Here is a 21,809-nt window from a genome sequence, read left to right as displayed (position 1 = left end):
GCGGATCGCGCATCATGAGCTGGCCAGTTGACCGGGGATTCCAGCTGTGTCGTGGCCCGTGCGGCGGCACGAGGCGTATGGGCCCGTCGCGCGAGGCGGCTCGTGCCGGGTGGACGGGTGGAGGGGAGAGCGCATGTTGAAGAGCATCGGTCGGTTCATCGTCGGGGTGTGCGTGGCGGCGGGGCTCGCGACCCTGGGCTGCGACAACGGCGGCGCGCCGGCGGCGGGGGGCAAGCCGAAGCTCGCCTACATCACGAACGGCGTCGCCCCGTTCTGGACTATCGCCGAGAAGGGCGTCATCGACGGCGCGAAGGAGCACAACGTCGAGGTGAGCGTCGTGATGCCGAGCGACGTGAACGACCAGCTGCACCGGGTCGAGGATCTCCTGATCCGCGGCGTCGACGGCATCGCGATCAGCCCGATCGACGCGGAGAACCAGGTCCCGCTGCTCAACAAGGCGGCCGCGAAGACGAAGCTCATCACGCAGGACTCGGACGCTCCGAAGAGCGATCGCATCGTGTACATCGGCATCGACAACTACGTCGCTGGCCGGATGGCGGGGCAGCTCGTGAAGGAGGCGATCCCCGGCGGCGGCAAGGTGGCCATCCTGGTCGGGCGGCTCGAGGGCGACAACGCCCGCAAGCGCCGTCAAGGCGTGCTCGACGAGCTGCTCGATCGCCAGGACAATAGCGCTGGGAACGACCCGCTCAACCAGGAGCTGAAGGGGGCGAAATACACCATCGTCGCGACCCTGACCGACCAGATCGACGCCGCCAAGGCGAAGAGCAACGCCGAAGACATGATGTCGGCGCACCCGGACCTCGTGGGCCTGATCGGCCTGAACGCGTACCACACGCCCGCCCTGCTCGAGGCGGTGAAGCAGGCGGGGAAGATGAGCTCGATCCAGGTCGTCGGCTTCGACGAGCAGGACGCGACGCTGCGCGCGATCCAGGACGGCGAGGTGGTCGGCACGGTGGTGCAGAATCCGTACATGTACGGCAAGGAGTCGGTGCGCGTGCTCGCGGCGCTCGTGCGGGGGGATAACTCCGTCGTGCCCCAGGACAAGTTCATCTCCCTGCCGGCCCGGCAGATCCGCAAGGGCAACCTGGACGAGTTCTGGGCCGATCTGAAGCAGAAGGCGGGCAAACAACAGTGAGCCCGGCGTCGGGCAGCGCGGCGCCCGCGCGGCGCGCGCCCCGGGCTGGCGACGCTCGACGCGCTGACGCGAATGACAGCCTCCTCGCCTGAACCGGACGCGACGCCGCTGCTCGAGGCGCGCGGCCTGACCAAGCGCTTCCCCGGCGTGCTCGCGCTCAGCGGCGTGCACCTCGCGCTCGGCCGAGGCGAGGTGCTCGGCATCGTCGGCGAGAACGGCGCTGGCAAGAGCACCCTCATGAAGATCCTCGCCGGCGTCGAGGCGCCCGACGCCGGCGAGATGCTCTTCGACGGGCGGCCTGTCGCGCTCGGCTCCGTCAGGGAGGCGCTCTCCCGCGGCATCGCGCTCATCCACCAGGAGCTCAACCTGGCGGACAACCTCGATGTCGCGGCCAACATCTATCTCGGCCGGGAGCCGCGGCGGGGCGGCTTCATCGACGAGGGCAGGATGGAGCGGGAGGCGCGGGCGATCATGGCGCGCGTCGGCCTCGCGTGCTCGCCGCGCGCGCTCGTCGGCGGCCTGTCGCTCGGGCAGCGGCACCTTGTCGAGATCGCGAAGGCGCTCTCCGCGAACGCGCGGGTGCTCATCATGGATGAGCCCACGTCGTGCCTGTGCCCGCACGAGGCCGAGGCGCTCTTCCAGGTGGTGAGGGAGCTCCGCGCGGGCGGGATCAGCGTCGTGTACATCTCTCACCGCCTCGGCGAGGTGAGGGCGCTCTGCGATCGCGTGCTCGTGCTGCGCGACGGCGAGAACGCGGGCGAGCTCGCGCGCGGGGAGGAAATGAGCCACGAGCGCATCGTGCGATTGATGGTGGGCCGCGATCTCTCGCAGTTCTATCCGCACGTGCCGAACCCGCCCGGCGAGCCGGTGCTCGAGGTCTCCGGCCTCCGGACGTCGAGGCACCCCGAGCGAGCGCTCTCCTTCACGGTGCGCGGCGGCGAGATCGTCGGCGTGGCCGGGCTCCTCGGCGCGGGGCGCACGTCGCTGCTCCGGACGCTGTTCGGCGTCACGCCGGCGGCCGGAGGCGCCGTCCGCGTGGCCGGGCGGGCGATCACGCCGCGCGCCCCGCGAGACGCCATCGCCGCCGGGATAGGCCTGGTCCCGGAGGACCGCCAGCAACAGGGCATCATCCTGGAGATGGCGATCCGGGCGAACGTGAGCCTCCCGAGCCTCCGCGCGGCGCAGCGCTACGGCGTCCTCGACCGCGCGGGCGAGCGCCGGATGTCGGCGCAGACGATCCGGGAGCTCGGCGTGCGGACGCCGAGCGACGTGCAGCCGGTGCAGCACCTGTCCGGCGGCAACCAGCAGAAGGTCGTCATCGGAAAGTGGCTCTCGATGTCGCCGCGCGTGCTGCTCCTGGACGAGCCGACCCGCGGCATTGACGTCGGCGCCAAGCACGAGATATACCAGCTGATGGAGCGATTGGCAGCGAGCGGCATGGCCACCCTGTTCGTCTCCAGCGACATGGAAGAGGTGATAGGCATGTCCGACCGTGCGCTGGTGATGCACGAGGGGCGCATCGCCGGCGAGCTCGGCCGCGCCGAGCTGAGCGAGGAGGCGATCATGCAGCTCGCGACCGGCAGCGACGCCGCGGCGTGACAGGAGCCATCGAGGCCAGAGAGCATGTCTGTGACGACGACACATGACCTCGGGGCGCGCGGCGCCGCGCCGGCTGCGCTGCTCGTGCCCACCACGCGGCGGAAGGTGCTCGGCGTCTTCTGGCTCCTCCTCGCTGTGTCGCTCGGCACCGCGCTCCTGAACGGGAGGTTCCTCCTCGCGGAGAACCTCGAGAACCTGATCCGGAGGACGGCGCTGTTCGGCATCCTCAGCATCGGCGCGGGCTTCGTGATCATCACGGGCGGCATCGACCTGTCGATCGGCTCGGTCGTGGCGCTCGCCGGCTGCATGCTGCCGTGGCTCCTCTCGGTGCAGCACTGGCCGGCCTCGCTGGCGGTGCCCGTGCTGCTCGGCATCTCCCTCTGCATCGGGCTCGCGCACGGGCTGCTCATCACGAAGCTCCGGCTCCAGCCGTTCGTGGTGACGCTCTGCGGGCTCCTGCTCTACCGGGGCACCGCGCGCGGGATCTCCGGCGATCAGACGCAGGGGTTCGGCGTCGGGTTCGAGTCGCTGCGCTACCTGTCGGTTGGCACCCCGCTCTCGGTCCCCGTGCCGTTCCTCTCGTGGATCTCCGAGGGGCGCTTCAGCCCCTACGCGGTGCACCCGTTCACCGGCGTGAAGACGCGGCTCGCGCCGATCACGTGGATCGACATCCCGATGCCGTTCCTCTTGTTCCTCGCGATCGCGGTGGCGGCGTCGATCTTCCTGAACCGCACCGTCTACGGCCGCTATCTGATGGCGCTGGGCCGCAACGAGCAGGCGGCCCGCTACAGCGGGGTCGATACCGACAGGATGACGATCCTCGCGTATGTCCTCTGCTCGGTGCTCGCCTGCTTCGGGGGCATGCTGTTCGCGCTGGAGGTCAACTCGGCCCAGCCGGTCGATTTCGGCAATTTCTACGAGCTGTACGCGATCGCCGCGGCCGTGCTGGGCGGCTTCAGCTTGCGCGGCGGCGAGGGCGCGGTGCTGGGCGTCATCCTGGGCACCGCCCTCATGCAGGTGCTGCGCAACGCCATCAACATGCTGGGCGTCCCGACCCAGATCGAGTTCGCGGTCATCGGCGCCGTCATCCTGATCGGCGTCATCGCGGACGAGGTGGTCAAGCGCTACGCGGCGGCGAGGCGCAAGCTGGTTGGCGCGTGAGCTGATGAGCTCGCGGCGGCGAGGTCGACGCCGCGCTCCGTCGAGCCCGCGACGCGAGCTGCGCTGTTTGCGTCGATCGCCCTGCCGCGTGATGGTCTCGGTGCTGGTGGATCCGCGTCGACACGGCGCATAGAGCGCAGCGTCGCTGTCCTTGCCAGGAGCTCGGCATGGCGGCGCGCAGGTGCGCGCAAGCGCGCGAAGATCGCGTGCTACGCTACAGCATTGCTGGCGTCCCACGCGGAGCCGGAGCGAAGTGAGCGCAGGGGGCCCGGGCCGCGATCCGCCAGTTCCACGTAAAAACATCAACCAACTCGCTGGCTTACGGTAGCCGTGGAGCGGTCTTCACGCGACGGCCACCCGATGGAAGGGGAATGGCGTGATGCTGAAGCGCATTTCTTGTGACACTGCAATTATTTGCCTGGCACTCGGGCTCGCGGGCTGCGCGCTCGACACGGATGCAGAGGAGCCGATGGCCGGGGAGTCCGCTGTCCCGTTCCCGTTCGGCACCGTCGGCAGGGCCCCGTCGAAGGCAGAGGCCCTGAAGGCGCTCGGCGCAGGCATTGCCGCCAAGGGGGTCGGGGTACCCTCTGTGTGGGGACCTGCTGGGAAGTCCTTCCTCGGCACCTCGACGACCGCGGCCTCGAGGGTCTACTTCACCGGTCATCGCGGCGTCGTGTCCGAGGTGTTCTATCCGGTGCTCGACACCGTGAACACCGTCGATCTGCAGTTCCTGGTGGGGGACACGGCGAAGACCTTCGTCGACGAGGAGAAGCAGCAGAGCTTCACCGTGACCCAGCCGGACAAGCGGTCCATGCGCTGGCAGGCGACGACGACGAACAGCGCCCACAACTGGCGGATCACCAAGACCGTCTTCACCGATCCGGGGCGCCACGCGTTGATCCAGCGCGTCCGGTTCGACGCCCTGGGCGGCAGGAACGTCACCCAGTTCAACCTCTACGTGCTCCACAACCCGGCGATGGACAACTCCGGGGCCGGCGACACGTCGAGGACCGTCGAGGCAGGGGGGCGCACGCTGCTCGTCGCCTCGGAGAACAGCCGCGCCTCGGCGCTCGCCGCGTCGCGCCCATGGAAGGTGGTGAGCGGCGCGCCGATGGTGTCGAGCGGCTTCGTCGGCGAGTCGGACGGCTGGACCGACCTCCTCGGCGGGAACGTCGACAGGACGATGACCTGGCGAAACGATCTGGCGAGCGGCGGCAATGTGGCGCAGATGGGCTGGATCGACCTCGGCGCGAGCGCCGTCACCAGCGTCTCGTTCGACGTCGTGCTCGGCTTCGGCGCGACCGAGACCGAGGCGGCCTCCACCGCGAACGCGACGCTCGGCAGCAGCCTGAGCACGCTGCAAACCACCTACGACAACGGGTGGAAGACCTACGCGGCCGGGCTCAGCAGCCAGAGCGCCACCGCCGACGACCAGTATTACCTCGCGGCGATGTCGCTCAAGGCGATCCAGGACAAATCGAACGGCGCCATGATCGCGGGGATGGGCACGCCCTGGGGCGAGACCAACGGCGACGGCAACAACGGCGGCTACCACCTGGTCTGGGCGCGCGATCTGTTCAAGTTCGCCAGCGCGCTGGTGACGGCCGGCGACACCGCGACCGGGACCTCGGTTGTCAACTACCTGTTCAACACCCTGCAGCAGTCGAGCGACTGCGGCGCCGCCGAGTACGACGCGCCGGGCTGCCCGCAGGGCTACAGCCGCGTCGGCCGCTTCCCGCAGAACGCCTGGGTCAGCGGCTGGCAGTACTGGCAAGGCACGCAGATGGATGAGCAGGCGATGCCGATCATTCTCGCGTGGCGGCTCGGACCTTCCGTCTACAACCCGCTGTGGAAGAAGATCAAGAGGACCGCCGACTACATCGTCAACACCGGCCCATGGACCCAGCAGGAGCGCTGGGAGGAGAACGCCGGGTACTCGCCGTCGACCATCGCGGCGGAGATCGCGGGCCTCGTCTGCGCCGCGACGATCGCCCGCGCGAACGGCGACACCACCAGCGCGGCGCGCTACATGGCCGCCGCCGACGCCTGGCAGCAGGGCGTCGACCGCTGGACGTTCACGACCACGGGGTACCACGGCGACGGCCGGTATTACCTCCGCATCAACCCCTCTGCGCGGGGCAACACGGGCAGCGGGCCGCAGGTGTACAACCCGGTGTCCAGGCCGGACGCGGCGGTCACCTTCACGATCGGCAACGGCGGCGGCACGCACGACCAGCGGTACATCGTCGACGGCGGGTTCCTCGAGCTCGTGCGGATGGGGGTGAAGCGGGCCGACGATCCCTCGATCGTCGCGACGCTGCCCGAGTACGACGCCATCCTGAAGCGGACCATCGCCGGCAAGGGGGACGCGTGGTTCCGCTACAACTACGATGGATACGGCGAGAAGAACGACGGCGGCAACTTCGACGGAAACGGCGGTCGGGGCCGGCTGTGGCCCATCTTCACGGCCGAGCGCGGCATGTTCAAGATCGCCAGCACGGGTGTCGGCGCCGACGGCAACCCTTACCTGACCGCGGTGAAGGCGTTCTCGACGCCCCAGGGCTTCATCCCAGAGCAGGTATGGAGCGAGACGACGGACGTCACCGGCTGGTCCGTCCAGAAGCCGGCGAACGTCGCGGCGGGCACCCCGACGCGGTCGATGAGCCCCCTGAACTGGGCCATGGGAGAGTACATCAGCCTGGTGGCGTCGATCCGGGCGGGCAGGGTCGTCGATATCCCCTCGGTGGTCTGCGGCCGCTACAACGCGTGTGTGGTGCCGCCCGGCTCCGGCGAGGCAGGCGTCACGGTCAACGTCACCGCGACCACCGTGGTTGGCCAGCACATGTACGTCACTGGCAACACCGCGGCGCTCGGCAGCTGGAACACCGATCTCGGCGTCCCGATCGATCCGCGCAGTTACCCCGTGTGGACGAACCGCGTCAACCTGCCGGCCAGCAGCGCGTTCCAGTACAAGTACTATCGCAAGAACGCCGACGGCACCGTGACCTGGGAGAACCTCCCGGGCGGCGGCAATCGCACGATGAGCACGCCCGCGTCCGGCGGGACGCTCACGCTCGACGACACCGTGAGCTGGTGAGCCAGGCGCGGCGCGCGGGCGAGCCTACGCCGCGGGGCGCTCGGGCTCGCAGGCGCGCCCGGCCTTCATCGGGAGCGTGAAGAACACCCGCGTTCCCCGGCCGAGCTCGCTCTCCACGCGGATCGTGCCGCCGTGGCGCTCGATGAGGTCCTTGCAGATCGACAGGCCGAGCCCCGTGCTCTTCTCGCCGCCGGTCGACCGCGTGCTCGTCCTCCGGAACTTGCGGAACAGGCCGCTGATCTCGTCCGGGCGAATTCCCAGGCCCTGATCCTCGATCATCACCTCGATCGCCTGACCGAGCCTCCGCGCGCGCACCGTCACCGTCGTGCCCGGATGAGAGAACTTGAACGCGTTGCTGAGCAGGTTGCTCAGGACCTGCTCGATCCGCCCGACGTCACAGCAGACGAGCGGGAGATCCGCGGGCACGTCGACGTCCACCGAGATCCCCTTCCGGCCGGCGCCGTGCTCGTTCAGGGAGACCGCCGCCGCGACGATGCCTCGCAGGTCGGCCTCCTGCAGGCGAAGCGCGACGTTCCCGTGCTCCAGCGTCGTGATGTCGAGCAGGTCCTCGAGCAGCTGCAGCGCGAACTCGGCGTTGTCCTGGATCTTCAGGGCGTAGCGCCGCGTGTCCTCGGGCCCCGCGCCGGCGCCGGCCAGCTGCATCTTCGAGAACCACTGGATCGCCGCGATCGGATTGCGCAGATCGTGCGCGGCGACGCCCATGAGCTCATGGGTCCTCTGGGTCACCTCGGCGAGCTGCTGGTTCTCGAGGTGGAGCGCGTCGGCGCTCGTCTTGAGGCTCGAGAGGAGCCGCTGGAAGCGGCTGATGCGCTCGTGCTGCGCGAACGCGTCGCTCACGACGCCGGCGAGCTCCGGCGGATCCCATGGCTTGGAGATGAACCGGTACACGCCGCCCTCGTTGATGGCCTGGATGGCGGCGCTCGTGTCCGCATAGGCGGTCATGAGGAGGCGGACGGTCTCCGGGAATTCGGCCTTGAGCCTCGCGTAGAACTCCGTGCCCGTCGTGCCCGGCATCCGCTGGTCGCTGAGGACGACAGGGATGGGCCGCTCGCGCAAGATCGCGTGGCCCTGCTCGGCGCTCTCCGCGATGAGCACATCGTAATCGCGCCGGAGCTCGCGGCGGAGCGCCTTCAAGGTCTCGCGCTCGTCGTCGACGATGAGCAGCGCGGGCCGCTCGCCGGAGGCGCGCGTCATCGGTCGACCTCCTTCGGCAGCGTGATCGTGAAGGAGCTGCCCATCCCGGGGGTCGATCGGACGGTGATCGTGCCGCCGTGCTGATCGACGATGATCTTGTGCGAGATGGTGAGGCCGAGCCCCGTGCCCTGCCCGACAGGCTTGGTCGTGAAGAACGGATCGAAGATCCGGCCGAGGACGTCAGGGGGTATCCCGGCGCCGTTGTCCTCGAACTGCAGGACGACCCGGCGCGCTTCGTCGCGCCCGCGGATCACGATGCGACCGTTCCCCCGGCCCCGGCACTCGACCGCCTGGGCCGCGTTGATGAGGAGGTTCAGGAACACCTGGCTGAGCTCCGCCGGCTTGCAGCGCAGCATCGGCAGCTCGGCCCACTCGACCGTCACCTGGACGCCGCCGTTCTTCAGCGTCGGGCCCGCGATCGCGAGGGTGCTCTCCAGGCACTCCCTCAGGTCGCAGCGCTCCTCCTCCGCCCGGTCGATCCGCGTGAAGGTCCTGAGATCCTCGACGATCTTCTGCACGCGCGCGAGGCCGCCCAGCGTGCCTTTCACGAGATCCCCCGTATCCTCGCGCAGAAAGTCGGGCTCGACCTCCGCGCGGAGCGCCTCGGCGAGGCCCTTCACATCGTCCGAGCCTGCGCCGACGGCGGCCCGATCGAGCGCCTCGTAGGCGGCGAACAGCCGATCGAGCGACTCTCCCAGGGTGTGCACGTTGCTGCGGACGAAGGCGAGCGGATTGTTGATCTCGTGGGCCACGCCGGCGGCGAGCTTGCCGAGCGCGTTCATCTTCTCCGAGTGGACGAGCATCGATTGCGTGGCGCGCAGCTGCTCGAGCGACCGCTCGAGCTGCTTCTGCTCGGAGACGAGCCGCCGCTGGAGGCTCGTGATCCGCGAGTTGAGCGCGGACACCTCGGCGACGACGCGCTCGAGCTCGATGACGTCGAACTCGGCGAGGAGCAGCAGGTCGTGGCCGAGCCGCCAGACCTCTCCCCGGAGGCTGTGCGCGATCGACCGGAGATCCCCGAAGTGCAGCATGCCGCGGTAGATCGGCTCCTCGCCGCCGCGCCCGGCCGCGGCGAGCTCCGCGAAGCTCGGGCTGACGAGGCGAGCCTCGGCGCGACCCGGCTCGCCCGCCCCCCCGAGCAGCCGGCGCATGCCGTGGTTGGTGAGCCTCGGCGCGCCATCCGGCGTGAACACGCCGATCGCGAGCGCAGTCGAGGCCATGAGGAAAGCGGCGGCGCGCTCTGCGACTGGACCACTGAGCTCGTGTCCCGGCGGAGGGGTCACGAGCGGCGCTCCTTCATCTTCTCCTGCGCTTTGCGCCCTGCGCGGTTCCATCGGAATCATCGGAATCCGAGCCTCTCCCTCGCTCGCGGCGGAGACGATCTGTCTTTGGCAGGCCGGCGCGGAGCTCGCTATGCGAAACGCACCCCGCGTGGCCGGCGGTTGAAGGCGCGGAGCGGGGTCATGCGCTCCGCGCCGCGAGGAGCTGCTCCGCCGTGCGGACGGCCCGCTCTGCGCTCGGCGCCGAGCCGTCGGCCCCGAGCTGCCTCCAGAGGTCGTCGACGACGCGGAACGGCTGGCCGCCGACCAGGACGACGACGCCCCTGCACCGATCGTCGCCGCGCACCGCGGTGATCACCTGGCGGACGCTCGAGAGCTGATCGCTGAGCGCGGCCGAGATCGCGAGGACGTCGGCCTTCCGGTCGACGACCTCCTGGATGACGTGCTCGGCCGGCGTGCTGGCCCCGAGATAGAAGGTGTCCCACCCCGCCATCTCGAAGTAATCGGCGACGAAGCGCGCGCCGATCTCGTGGAGGTTCCCGTCCACGGCGGTGGCCACGAGGCGACGGCCGGCGCGATCGGCGCTGACGATGTGCGGATAGAGCTGGCTCAGGATCATCTGCGTGACCGCTGTGCAGTAGTGCTCGCCGGCGATGCTGAGCTGACGGAGCTGCCAGCGCCGGCCCACCTCGTACTGGCACGGCTGCAGCACGTGAGCATAGATGTCCTTGATCGGCGCGCCCGCGTCGAGCGCCTCCCGGATGGCCCGCACCGCTCGCCTCCGGTCCCGCGCGATCAGCGCGTCGAGGTAGCTGCACGCGACGGCGCCGAGCGGAGCCTCCGGGCGGACGAAGGTGGGATTCTCGGCGTGCGTCGAGGTGAGCCGCTCGAGCGCCGCCGCCAGGTACCGCCGCGGCGCCTCGGCGAGGCGCTCCGGCAGCGTGAGCGCGAGGACGTCGCCGAGCGCGCGGAGGTAGCCCACGAGCTCGGCGGGGTCGAGGCCGTGCTGCACCAGCAGCGTCTGTGCCCACTCCGCATAGGCGCTGAACAGCTCCGGCGACCCGTTGTCGACCGCCGCGGCGAGCTGCGCGACGTGGCGCCTGGCGTCGTCGAGGCAGAGGGCGCGCTTCGCGCCGGCGGCGAGCGCGTCCGCCGGGCGCCGCATGAAGCTGAGCGCGACGCTCATCGGCGCGATGCGCGCCGCCGAGCGCTCGATGGCCTCCGCCGGCGAGCCGGCCTCGCCGGCGGCGCACGGGGCCTCGGGGATGGCCGCCAGCGCGGCCGGCGTCACGAGGGGCGAGGCGCAGAGGCGCTCCCGGCCCGCGGCCAGCGCGTCCTGCGCCAGCGAAGAGAGCGCCGGTTCGAGCTGCTCGCCGATGCTCTCGCTCAGCGCGTCGAGCGCGGCGCCGAGCGCGCGCCGGGGCACCCCGAGCGCCTCGAGGAACACCGCCGTGAACGCGCAGTACTCGCAGAGCTGCCGGGCGCCCGCCGCGCGGAGCGCCGCCGCGAGGGCGTCGATGTGCGCCGCGAGGTCCACGTGGCAGCGCGAGAGCGCCTCGCGCTCGCCGCGCGCTCCGAAGGCGCGCGGCGCGACGGACGCGGCCTCGAGGCGGGCGAGCGCGGCGTCCCTCAACGATTCACGGCGAGCGACGAGCTCATCGGCCGCCCTGTCACGCTCTGTGGTCACCATGCCCGCGTATGTGGTGACGCGCCCTCGTCGCCGCACGCGCCATATCGCACGGGCCCGCCCGACGACGCTCCGGCGGGCGGCCGCCGCCGGAGCGTCGTCGGGTCGAGGGCGAGGGGACCCGCCAGGCTTGAGCCGGCGTCGCGCTTCAAGCTACCGTCTCTCCCGCGTCTCAAAAGAGCGTCGTCGCCCGGCGCGGGAGCTGAAGAACGATGTCAATCTCGTTGGTGCGGAACGCCTATGGCAAATCGAGGGTGCGGCTCGTGAAGGTCCGCCGCGCGGGCGCGCGGCACGAGCTCACCGACGTCCAGGTCGATGTCCAGCTGGAGGGCGAGTTCGACGACGCTTACACGAAGGGTGACAACAGCAAGGTGCTGCCCACGGACACGATGAAGAACACCGTGTACGCGCTCGCCAAGGGCCACCCGGTCGAGCCGATCGAGGACTTCGGCGTCCTGCTCGCCGAGCACTTCCTCGGCAAGCCGCACACCCGGCGGGCGAGGGTCGCTATCGCGGAGAACGTCTGGTCTCGCATCGACGCGGGCGGCGCGCCGCACCCTCACGCCTTCCTCCGCGCGGCTGGGGAGCGGCGGACCGCGGAGATCTCCGCGGCTCCCGGCGCGGTCGAGATCACGTCCGGCATCGCGGACCTCCTCGTCCTCAAGACCGCCGGCTCGGCGTTCTCGGGCTTCCCGCGCGACGAGTACACGACGCTCAAGGAGACCGGGGACCGCATCCTCTCGACGCTCATGGTGGCTCGCTGGCGCGCGGCCGGCCGCGACCCGGCGCCGACGGCGACGTGGGAGCGCGCCCGCCGCGCCCTGATCGAGACGTTCGCAGAGCGACACAGCCTCTCGGTGCAGCACACCATTCATGACCTGGGGGAGGCGGTGCTCGCCGCCTGTCCTGCCATCGACGAGGTGAGCCTCTCGCTCCCCAACAAGCACTGCCTGCTCGTCGATCTCGCACCCTTCGGGCTCACCAACGACAACGAGATCTTCGTGCCGGTCGACGAGCCGCACGGGCTCATCGATGCCACGATGAAGCGAGGGAGCTGACCGTCGGGCGCGGCCGTTTTTCTCGACATGCCGAGGACGTGCCCGGTACAGTGCGGCGCATGGACCAGGTGGCCGGGCCGGACGAGCTCGAGATCGCGACGAGCTACATGAACGCGGTCCTCAACGGACCGTTCATCGCCGTGGAGTGCAACGGCGACGTCGGGTCTCTCGAGATCGCCGCGTGGAGCGCCGGGGCGGAGCGGCTGCTGGGTTATACCGCGGAAGAAGTGATTGGCCGCCGCCTCGCGGACACGGCGTTAAGCAGCCCCGACGTCGACCTCTGGCGACGCCTCTGCGACGGGCAGGGCGGCGCGCCGCTCTCCGCCGAACACCGGCGGAAGGACGGGCGGGTCGTCGCGTGTGCGTGGGTGCACGAGCCGATGCGCGGCGCCGACGGCCAGGTGGTGCGCAGGCTCTTCCTCGGGCAGGACGTGACCCACCGCGGCCGCCTGGCGGACGCCTCGCGGGACGACTCGATCATCCTGCGCTCCATCCTCGATTACGTTCCGATCGCCGCGTGCAAGTATGATCGCGATGGGGTCTTCACCCATCATGACGGCAAGGGGCTCGAGAACTCGGGCGTGAAGCCTGGGGCGCTCATCGGCAAGAACGTCTTCGACCTCTACGGGTCCAGCCCGGAGGCCGCGGACGGGATGCGGCGCGTGCTGGCGGGAGAGGTGGTGGAGAACCAGGTCGAGACCCACGGCGTCACCTGGCGGTCCTGGCTGCTCCCCGTCCTCGACGAGCGCGGCGCGCCGAACGGCGCGGTCTCCGTGACGTTCGACATCACGGACATGAAGCGCAAGGAGGTCGAGCTCCAGGCGAGGCTCGACATGATCCAGGCCCAGCAGCAGGTGATTCGCGCGCTGTCGACGCCCATCATCGAGGTCTGGGATCGCGTGCTGACGCTCCCGATGGTCGGCGTCGTCGACAGCGTGAGGACCTCCGAGGTGATGGACAGCCTCCTCGACGCGATCTCGACCAAGAGGGCGCGCTTCGCGATACTCGATCTGACCGGGGTCGACGCCGTCGACACGAAGACGGCGAGCTACCTCATCGAGATGGTCCGCGCGATACGGCTCCTCGGCGCGGAGGGCGTGATCACGGGTATCCGCTCGAACGTGGCGCAGACGATGATCGCGCTCGGGGTCGATCTCTCGGGGATCATCACGATGGGCAACCTCCGCGCCGGTCTCAAGCTCTGCATCCAGCGGATGAACCGCGCCGACGCCGCCGCGGCCGACGGCGCGCGGCGGGCCGAGCCACGTTGATCGGAGCTTCGAGGGCACGATCGATATCGGCGCCTGACCGGTCACGAGCCCCGAAGCGGAGGGGTCGATGCGGGCATGGCGTCGCGCTCGGATCGGGCTATGGCGCCTTCGTCCGCGGCGGCGAGACGTCGAGATCCGCCATCTTTCCCTCTCGCTCCAGCCGCCAGATGTCCTCGTCGGTGACGAACTCCTGCGCGAGGAGCTCTCGCGCCCGCTTGATCTTCGCGAGGAGGACGGGCTCCATGACCGGTGTGCTCGACTCCTTGGTCGGCGCGGGCGGCGGCTTCATCAGCGAGAACGTCCCGCGCGCAGCGTTCCCTTCGGCCGTCTCCCCCTCGATAAAGTACGTGATGGTGAAGACATCCGGTTCACGCACCGTGTCGAGCCTCACCTCCACATCGACCCCTTGCCCCGGTGGGATCTCGACCAGGCCGAGCGACGCGTTCTCGCGCGGTGAGGCGTCCGAGGCTCCCGCGTAGTACCGCACCGCCGTGACGGTATCGATCCGGACCGGCGCGTCGCGGTGATGCCACAAGCGGAAGGCCTGCCGGACCACGCCGTCGCCGTCCTGCTCGGGAAATCGGGGCGTCGGCGTCGCCGCGAGGGTCACGATGCCTCGCTCGGCGAGGTCCTGAAACATCATGTTCGGGATCTGGAGCAGGGTACGGCCGGCGAGCTTCTCGCCCGCTTCGCTCTGGACCTCCACCCGGATCAAAAACTCGGAGACGAGCGCGGTTTGCGGCCGGCGCTCGTAGCTGTGGGTCACGAACGGCGCCTTCGTCTTCTCCGAGCCGCCGTCGTCGAACACCCAGGCATAACTCGCGGGCTTGAACGGCCTCGCGTCGGGGTTGTCCTTGACCCCGACGTCGACGATCCGCGCCGTGAGCTCGTAGTCACCGGGGGTGCTCGGCAGGAGCCTGTGGGTGATGACGACGATCCGCTCCGGCTTGCAGGCCTTGACCTTGTATCTCGGGACCTCGCTCTGACTCACCACGTTGTTCCGCCCGAACACGGCGATGGTCGGCATCTCGTATGAACCGTCCGTGTCGGGCCAGATGCGGAGCGGCACCCGCGATCCGGTTCGCGTGCCAATGACGCTGTGGAGGTATTCATCCGTACCGTTCGAGGTATGGGCGCGCACGGTGATGAGGTTCTCCTCGCCGGCGCACACCTCCGGCTTCTCGACCTCGATCTCGTCGATGCGGGGCGCCGGGTCTTCCGCGGGCGCCCTCGTGCTCGCCGCGGCGACGCTCGCCGCGCGCCTCGCGCTCGGCGGGGCCTCCGGCGCGCTCGCCTTCGGCGCTGCCCGGGCGGGCTCGGGCACCTCGGGAGGGCGGACCGACCAGACCCAGAGCCAGAGCGCGGCGGCGAGCGCCGCCACGCCGACCCACTGCGCCTTTGACCGACGCGCACCGATCCTGGTCCTCATGGCCTGAGCTCCTCATGTCAGCGTGCTCGAGCGATCGTCAGTACCAGCACCCGTACACATTGCCTCCGGAGTTCCACTGGACGTTGTGGTTCGTATCGGCGGACCAGACGGTCGCGCCGGCCTGGGTCCCCCAGGGGTGCCCGCTCCAGCCGCCGATGCGGTCGGGGCTGATGGACTCGGCGACGGTCTTCGGGTCGTCTCGGACTCCTCTCCACAAGCTGCCGCTGCCGGTGTCGCAGGCGTGCGAGGCCATGCAGTTCGCGACCTGATTGGCGGCCTTCTCGCAGACGTCCGAGAGGCAGGCGATCGATGTGCCGATCGAGCCCCAGAACCCCAGGCTGTTCTCGCAGCTGTCCATCACCCCGCCGTGAAGGGCGTTGGCCGCGCTCGCGAGCTTGGCGTGGCTGTACGTGTACGGGGGGATGGCGCCCTGGCCGTCGAGATGGTGCGCGTAGGCCAGGAATGACGAGCAGACCATACCGTTGTTCCACGCCGGCCCGCCGGTGGGCGTGCCCTCGGTGTTGCGGTACTGGAAGAACGAGTAGTGCACCCGGTCCCCGCGGACGCTCAGCCGAGGGATCTCGACCCCTCCGTCGATGATCGAGCGCTCGGCGTAGTAAGGCACCTCCCACCAGATGGTTTCGCCGATCGACGCGGCCCGCTTGGGATCGCCGACCTGATACGTCAGCGCGGCCGGGCCGATCCCGCCGCTCCCGTAGAGGAAGCGGTAGATCCCACCCTGGTTGACCTGCGCGAGCCCGGGATAACCATCGAGCAGATCGTTCGATACGATGGGCGTGCTGCACACCTCGGGCCAGGAGTTCTCGCGCGGCTGCTTCATGGTGGCATGCGTCACCCACCGTCCGGGGCCATGCGACAGCATCGAGTGCGTCCGGAACTCGCCGACTGCGTTAAGGACGTCTCCGATCGGCCCCGAGCCGGCGCTGAACACGGCCGCGCCGTTCGGCGCGTTCCAGCCGGCGCTGGAGTACCCGCACGCCTGCTCGGCTGCGGCAGCGGCGGAGGCGAGGCACGACGATACGATGACGAGCGGTAGGACGATCGCTGGTTTCAAGGGCGCACCTCCGATCGAGAGCTTGGCCGTCGGGACACGGGGCAGTGAAGCGGGCGCGTGGAGCGTCCCGGGCTCTGACGGACGAACGCCGCGAGCGGCCCGAGCCGGAGGGGGCGCTCGCTCGAGATACGAAAGAATGACGCTCCGAGGGGCGGCGCGTGCGGCTGCCCCACCCCCGGCAGATAGTGTGGTCCGAGGAAACCGTGGGCAAGCAGAAAATGGAGGCGCGATTGCCTTCGACCGCCGTGGTCGAGCCCGTCAGGCGGTCGGGCCTGGCTGATGCACAGGATGATGCACAGGACGGACCGGCGGGACCCGGGGACGCCTCATCGGTCGACAGGAGGCGGCGATCCCCCTCCCGGGGCTCCGAGCACCTCGACCGCCCCCTCCGACGACAGCAAGATCTGCGGATTGGCCTGCGCCGGCGAGATCACGTTGAGCACGCCCCTCGCGCGCACGCGCAGGCCTGGTTTGATGAACTTGTTGCGCGCGTCCACCGGGGCGCCGGGGTGCGCCGCCCAGCCCCGCGCGAGCTTGTCGCGGATCGCCTTGAAGAGCTCCGGATCGCTGAAATTGACGAGCGTATACTCGCGCTCCACCCGATCCCTGTCGACGACGCGCAGCGCCCAGATGTCGAATTTTATCTGCGGGCTCCTTGGGAAGAGCACGAGATCGCCCTCCAGCTCGACCGGCCGGCCATGACCGGCCTGCATGCGCTCCAGCACCTCGATTGGCCTCGAGACGGCCGGATCGAGCCGCAGGTGGATCGGGCGATCGGGGTGCTCGGCGATCACGTAATGCAACCGGATCTTGTCATTGCGCCACAGGTCTCGGACGTGCTCCGGGCGGGTCACGAAGACCGGCACCACCTTGTCTGCGAGCTCGACAACGAGGATCTTGCCCTCGGCGTCGACGCCGTGCACACGACCCACGAGCTCGCGCCCCCCGAGCAGCGCCGCGCGCGTGGTCGTGTCGTGTGCATACGGCGGCGCGTCCACGCCGGAGGAGAACCGCGTGATCACCTCGATGCGGCGCACGCGGACATGGCGCTGAGGGCCCTTCTTCTCGAGGCTGCCGAACACGCGCAGCCGGTCATGCCGCTGGAGCCCGGCGAGCTCCCGCGCGACCTCCGGCGACCCCGGGATCATCGGAAAGTCAGCGTAACGGAAGAAATCGTGCGGGAGCCGGTAGGTGAATACGAAGAGACCGGACGCAGGCGCCGCGCCGTGCATCCATCCATCGAGCCCGTGGCCGGCGAGCGCCGCGGCGATACCGGCATCATCGTCCGGGTCAATCACGGCCGACGGATCGCGCGGGGTCGGAGCCGCGTGATGGCTCGGAGTCGCGCGCGCGGGCAGCGCGGCCGGCGCCTGTGTTGGCGGGGGATGGCAGCCGGACGGAACGACCAGGAGGGCGAGAAGCCAGCCGAACACCGCGACCCAGCGTTGACCCATGCGCCAGCATAGCAGTATCGGAGTCGAACCTGCACGGAGGCCGTGGAGTGCCTGAGCGGCGCTATCGCGTGCTCCGGTCGAATCGCACCCGCAACGCGATCCACACGAACGTTGGAGGCTCATGGGGACGCCCTGGAGCGCCCTCTCGCGGTGGAGCTGGAGATCAGGCTCTCCCGGACGCTGCGATGGCGCGGGTCGGTCGTCCAGCGTGGATGAAACACGATGTGGAGCGTGAAGGGCTCGACCTCGAAGGGGACCGGTCGGGTCGTGAGCGGGAGCCCCGAGGCGCGGACGATGCGCGCGGGCAGGGTAGCGACGAGATCGGTCTCCGCTGCCAGCGAGAGCGCGAGCAGCAGCGACGGCACGCGCGCCTGCACGTCCCGCGATCGTTCGAGCCGCGCGATCGCCCGCTGCACCGACGAGAGCCCCGGCAGCGAGGTGCCCACGACGACGTGCCCGCACGCGAGGTACCGCTCGAGCGTCGCGCGCCCGCGCGTGAGCGGGTGCCCACGCCGCGTCACGATCACGTGTTCGTCGTCGACGATGGGGCGGAACACGAACTGCTCCAGCCCGTCAATGTCCACCCGCGGGACGAGCGCCAGGTCGACCTCCCCGCGCTCGAGGGCGCCGATCGTCTCCAGCGAGGGCTGGACGATGCGCAGCGTCGTCATCCGCCGCGCCTCGGCCTGCTGCGCGAGCCACGGCCTCAGCACGACCAGGGTGCCGTAGTCGGACGTCGCCACGCGCAGCGGAAACGGCTCGTCCTCGCGCTTCTGGCGGACCATGGGATCGAAGACCGTGCGCAGCGCCGACAGGGCGCGCTCCACGTCGGGCTGGAGCGTGAGCGCCATGGGCGTCGGCTCGAGGGCGCGGCCGGTGGACACGAACAAGGGATCGCCGAAGACCTCTCGGAGCCGCGCGAGCGAGCGGCTCATGTTGGGCTGCGTCGTGCCGAGGCGCCGCGCCGCCTGGGTCACGCTCCGCGTCTCGAGCAGGTGGTGGAGCGCGCGAAGCCCGTTGAAGTCGACGTCCTCGATCCGCATCGCCGGATCATATCCTGCACGACATACCAGGCATCACGCCGAAGCATGACCCGTGTGCGACCACGCGCCGTAGAACCGAGGCATGCGTGATGTCCCGCTCGATGAAGCTCCTTCGCTGACGCCGCCCGAGCCGCCGATCGTGCCTCGCCGGCCCTCCACGTCCATCCGCCCGTGGCTTCGCCGGATCGGCGCCGGGCTCGGCGCCGTCGTCGCGCTCGCGGCGGCGCTCGTGATCTGGGCCGGCGTTGGCAGCCCATCGAAGCTCCCGCGCGTGGAGCTCGCCGTGCCCCCGCAGCGCGCCTCCGCGTGGGAGGACGTGTTCGCGCGCGGCCAGCGCGTGCGCCTGTGCACCCTGGAGACGGGCGAGGTCGGCGGAGCGCGCTCGATGTTGCTCCGCAGCGACCACGTCGCGTTCGATCGCGCCCGCGAGCACGAGCCGCTGCCGATCTACGCGCACCTCGTCCGCCATCCCGCGCGCGGCGACGTGCTGATCGACGCCGGCCTCTCCGCCCCGTTCGAGCGCGAGCCGTTCGGCGACATCCGCGCGCCGGTGAGCTGGCTGCACCGGGCGATGGGCACGCGGTTCACGCTCCCCGCGGGGCGCTCGCTCGGTGCTCAGCTCGCGCGCTTCGGCTCGCGCCCGCGTCAGGTCTACCTGACCCACGTTCATGGCGATCACACCGCCGGCCTCGGCGAGCTCCCCCGCGACGTCGAGATCGTGACCGGCGAGGGCGAGGCCGACGATCTCGCGGGGCACCTGGGCTACGGGCACTTCGCCGAGGGGGCGACGCTCTCGGAGCTCTCGTTCGCGCGCGGCGTCCCCATGCCGCCGTTCGACCGGGCCATCGACGTGTGGGGCGACGGCGCGCTCTGGGCGCTCCCGACGCCTGGCCACTCGCGCGGTCACCTCTCGTTCGTGGTCAACGCAGAGTCCGGTCCGGTGCTGCTCATCGGCGATGCGTCGCATTATGCCTGGGCGTTCGAGCACGGCATCGGCCCGCGCGGTCCCTCGGCGAGCGACGAGGCCGTGGGACAGCGGAGCCTGGAGCGCCTGCGCGAGCTCGTCCGCGCCCACCCGAGCCTGCGCGTCGTCTACGGGCACGAGGCGCCCCAGGTGATCTGCGAACTCTCCCCCGCGCCGTGACGCCTCTAGGCGAGGCGCGCGTGACGTCGCTGGTCGAAATTGGAGAGCTTTCGGCGGTTCGTGATCAATACGCGCCGGAGCGGGAATTCTTCCAATGACTACTCGTGTGCGCGGCGTGTTTGGCCTGGAGAGGTGCGACGGAGTCGCGCTCTCGCCTCGCTGCCCAGGCCGTAGTGCGCCCGGTTCTGCTGGGCTGACGCGGCGCGTGCCGCGTCAAGTGACGGCCAGTCGATCCATAATATGACGGGAGTGGAGTCTTCGGGCAGTATCAGACTTCGCCAGCCGATGGTCCGTTGTTGACCGCTGTCCGGCCATTCAACGCTGGCGTCTTGCGCCGTGGATTGATGGGAGCAGCGCTTGACGTCTGCCGAGGCTTCACCGTAGGTTGTGACCGACGGTAGGAGGTCACGGTATGGCTGACTTAGGATATCGTCGCTGGCGAGCCGGTCACGCGCTCATAGCGACGCTCGCGCTGACGGCCGTAGCCGGGTGCGGTAACGGGCAGATCGGAGCGGCGGGCTCCGGCTCTGGCTCCGGCTCCAGCTCCGGGGAGGACGGCTCGACGTCCGGACAAGGAGATCCCCCGGTGTGCGGCGCCGAGCGGATCCTCGCTCCGCAGCGGCGTTTGACGCGATTCGAATACAACAACACGGTCCGAGATCTCCTCGGAACGTCCCTCACCCCTGCCGATCAATTCCCCCCGGATGAGATCGCCGGCGGCTTCAACAACAACGCGACGGTGCTGACCGTGTCTGCGCTGCACGCGGAGAAATACCTCCTGGCTGCCGAGGCGCTCGCGACCGAGGCCGTCGCGGGCGATCTGTCGAAGCTCGTGCCGTGTGATCCGGCCGCGGTCGAGGGGCAAGTCGCCCAGGAGGAGGCGTGCGCGCGGCAATTCGTCCAGGACTTCGGCCGTCGCGCGTACCGTCGGCCGCTCGAGACGTCGGACGTCGACCGGCTGATGCGCGCCTACGCCGCGGGACGCACGGACGGATCGTTCCGTGAGGGCATCGAGGTCGTCATCCGGGCCGCGCTGCAATCGCCGAAGTTCCTGTTCCGCCTGGAGCTGCGTCACGATCTCGATGCCTCCTCGTCGCGGGTGCGCCTCGACCCGTACGAGATGGCGTCGCGCCTGTCGTACCTCGTCTGGGCGTCCGGCCCCGACGACGAGCTGCTCGATGCCGCCGAGGCGGGCCTGCTCGATACCCGCGAGCAGCTCGCCGAGCGAACCCGCCAGATGCTGGAGCACCCGCGGGCGCGCCGGGCCATCACGGAGTTCTACAAGCAATGGCTCAACCTCGGGAAGCTCGAGACCATCGTCAAGGAGGAGAGCCTGTTCCCCGGGTACGACGACGAGCTCGTCGCGGGGATTCGCGCCGAGACTCCCGCGTTCGTCGAGCACGTGCTGTGGTCCGGGGACCACAAGCTCTCGAGCCTGCTCATGCTGCCCGTCGGCTTTGCCACCGAGTCCGTCGCCGAGCTCTACGGCGTGACGGTCCCGCCCGGCTCGACCACACCCCAGCTCGTGGAGCTCCCGCCGGACCAGCGCGCTGGGGTGCTCACGCAGCCCGCGTTCCTGGCCGTCCACGCGCACCCCGATCAGACCTCTCCGGTGCTGCGCGGCAAGGCCATCCGCGCGAAGTTCATGTGCCAGGATCCGCCGCCTCCTCCTGACGACGTCGACCTCACGCCGCCCACCGGCGAGGAGGGCGTTACAGCGCGTGAACGGTTCAACCAGCACGCCTCCGATGCCAGGTGCGCCGGCTGCCATCAGCTGATGGATCCGATCGGCTTCGCGTTCGAGAACTTCGACGCCGTGGGCGCGTACCGCACCGAGGAGGGCGGGCAGGTCATCGACGTCTCCGGGGAGATGGTCCTGTCCGATGACATGGACGGCCCGTTCGTCGGCGTTCGCCAGCTGGCGGAGAAGCTCGCCGGGAGCGTGCAGGTCCGCGAGTGCCTCGCGACGCAATGGTTCCGCTACACGGCGGGCCGCTTCGAGAACATCGACGACGAGTGCTCGCTCGACGGGCTGCGCGCAGGGTTCCACGGCTCCGAGGGTGATCTCGTGGAGCTCATCGTGGCGACGACGCAGACCGACGCGTTCCTGTACCGCAGCGCGATCGCAGAGGAGGAGTGA

Annotated in this window: 15 protein-coding genes; 8 read left to right on the top strand and 7 right to left on the bottom strand. The window is 70.0% G+C overall.

Going from position 1 to position 21,809, the window contains the following annotated elements:
* The first annotated feature begins 133 nt into the window (after positions 1 to 133).
* The 4 genes from WMF39_RS22285 (at position 134) to WMF39_RS22270 (ending at position 7,013) form a co-directional block, all read left to right on the top strand.
* Positions 134 to 1,156, top strand: a complete 1,023-nt coding sequence (locus WMF39_RS22285; RefSeq protein ID WP_437747472.1) for a sugar-binding protein — start codon at positions 134 to 136, stop codon at positions 1,154 to 1,156.
* 72 nt (positions 1,157 to 1,228) lie between these two features.
* Positions 1,229 to 2,755: a sugar ABC transporter ATP-binding protein gene (locus tag WMF39_RS22280; RefSeq protein ID WP_437747471.1), complete on the top strand. Its 1,527-nt coding sequence runs from the start codon at positions 1,229 to 1,231 to the stop codon at positions 2,753 to 2,755.
* Positions 2,756 to 2,779: 24 nt separating this feature from the next.
* Complete coding sequence (locus tag WMF39_RS22275) at positions 2,780 to 3,916, top strand: ABC transporter permease (protein WP_437747470.1); 1,137 nt, start codon at positions 2,780 to 2,782, stop codon at positions 3,914 to 3,916.
* A gap of 469 nt (positions 3,917 to 4,385) precedes the next feature.
* Positions 4,386 to 7,013 (top strand): glycoside hydrolase family 15 protein, encoded by a 2,628-nt coding sequence (locus WMF39_RS22270; RefSeq protein WP_437748009.1) that lies wholly within the window; start codon positions 4,386 to 4,388, stop codon positions 7,011 to 7,013.
* A gap of 24 nt (positions 7,014 to 7,037) precedes the next feature.
* Here the strand turns inward: WMF39_RS22270 and WMF39_RS22265 are convergent, their stop codons facing one another.
* The 3 genes from WMF39_RS22265 to WMF39_RS22255 all read right to left on the bottom strand — a co-directional run bounded on the left by WMF39_RS22265 (position 7,038) and on the right by WMF39_RS22255 (position 11,198).
* Positions 7,038 to 8,228, bottom strand: a complete 1,191-nt coding sequence (locus WMF39_RS22265; protein WP_437747469.1) for an ATP-binding protein — start codon at positions 8,226 to 8,228, stop codon at positions 7,038 to 7,040.
* Positions 8,225 to 9,448: a sensor histidine kinase gene (locus WMF39_RS22260; protein ID WP_437747468.1), complete on the bottom strand. Its 1,224-nt coding sequence runs from the start codon at positions 9,446 to 9,448 to the stop codon at positions 8,225 to 8,227. The genes WMF39_RS22265 and WMF39_RS22260 overlap by 4 nt, the downstream gene beginning before the upstream one ends.
* A gap of 241 nt (positions 9,449 to 9,689) precedes the next feature.
* Positions 9,690 to 11,198 carry a cobalamin-dependent protein gene (locus tag WMF39_RS22255; RefSeq protein ID WP_437747467.1) on the bottom strand — a complete coding sequence of 503 codons (1,509 nt, stop codon included), beginning with the start codon at positions 11,196 to 11,198 and terminating at the stop codon, positions 9,690 to 9,692.
* Between the two features lie 209 nt (positions 11,199 to 11,407).
* Here WMF39_RS22255 and pucL point away from each other — a divergent pair, with 209 nt between their 5' ends.
* Together pucL and WMF39_RS22245 are read left to right on the top strand one after the other, a co-directional pair.
* A complete protein-coding gene (pucL, locus tag WMF39_RS22250; RefSeq protein WP_437747466.1) occupies positions 11,408 to 12,253 on the top strand; it encodes a factor-independent urate hydroxylase in 846 nt (281 codons plus the stop codon).
* A gap of 59 nt (positions 12,254 to 12,312) precedes the next feature.
* Positions 12,313 to 13,524 (top strand): PAS domain S-box protein, encoded by a 1,212-nt coding sequence (locus WMF39_RS22245; RefSeq protein WP_437747465.1) that lies wholly within the window; start codon positions 12,313 to 12,315, stop codon positions 13,522 to 13,524.
* Positions 13,525 to 13,621: 97 nt separating this feature from the next.
* Here WMF39_RS22245 and WMF39_RS22240 read toward each other — a convergent pair whose 3' ends face one another.
* From WMF39_RS22240 to WMF39_RS22225, 4 genes are all read right to left on the bottom strand, one after another.
* Positions 13,622 to 14,953: a hypothetical protein gene (locus tag WMF39_RS22240; protein ID WP_437747464.1), complete on the bottom strand. Its 1,332-nt coding sequence runs from the start codon at positions 14,951 to 14,953 to the stop codon at positions 13,622 to 13,624.
* 37 nt (positions 14,954 to 14,990) lie between these two features.
* The gene (locus WMF39_RS22235; RefSeq protein WP_437747463.1) at positions 14,991 to 16,028 is read right to left on the bottom strand and encodes a hypothetical protein; all 1,038 of its coding nucleotides are present in this window, start codon (positions 16,026 to 16,028) and stop codon (positions 14,991 to 14,993) included.
* Positions 16,029 to 16,354: 326 nt separating this feature from the next.
* Complete coding sequence (locus tag WMF39_RS22230; protein WP_437747462.1) at positions 16,355 to 17,326, bottom strand: hypothetical protein; 972 nt, start codon at positions 17,324 to 17,326, stop codon at positions 16,355 to 16,357.
* A 275-nt stretch (positions 17,327 to 17,601) separates the two neighbouring features.
* Complete coding sequence (locus WMF39_RS22225; protein WP_437747461.1) at positions 17,602 to 18,525, bottom strand: LysR family transcriptional regulator; 924 nt, start codon at positions 18,523 to 18,525, stop codon at positions 17,602 to 17,604.
* 82 nt (positions 18,526 to 18,607) lie between these two features.
* Here WMF39_RS22225 and WMF39_RS22220 point away from each other — a divergent pair, with 82 nt between their 5' ends.
* A complete protein-coding gene (locus tag WMF39_RS22220) occupies positions 18,608 to 19,669 on the top strand; it encodes an MBL fold metallo-hydrolase (protein ID WP_437747460.1) in 1,062 nt (353 codons plus the stop codon).
* A gap of 625 nt (positions 19,670 to 20,294) precedes the next feature.
* Positions 20,295 to 21,809, top strand: coding sequence for a DUF1592 domain-containing protein (locus WMF39_RS22215; RefSeq protein ID WP_437747459.1), 1,515 nt, complete (start codon positions 20,295 to 20,297; stop codon positions 21,807 to 21,809).

The sequence above is a fragment of the Sorangium sp. So ce1504 genome (assembly GCF_051521635.1).
Classification (GTDB): domain Bacteria; phylum Myxococcota_A; class Polyangia; order Polyangiales; family Polyangiaceae; genus Sorangium; species Sorangium cellulosum_B.
The sequence above is the reverse complement of the archived record's forward strand: the minus strand, read 5'-3'. Positions and strand labels throughout refer to the sequence as shown.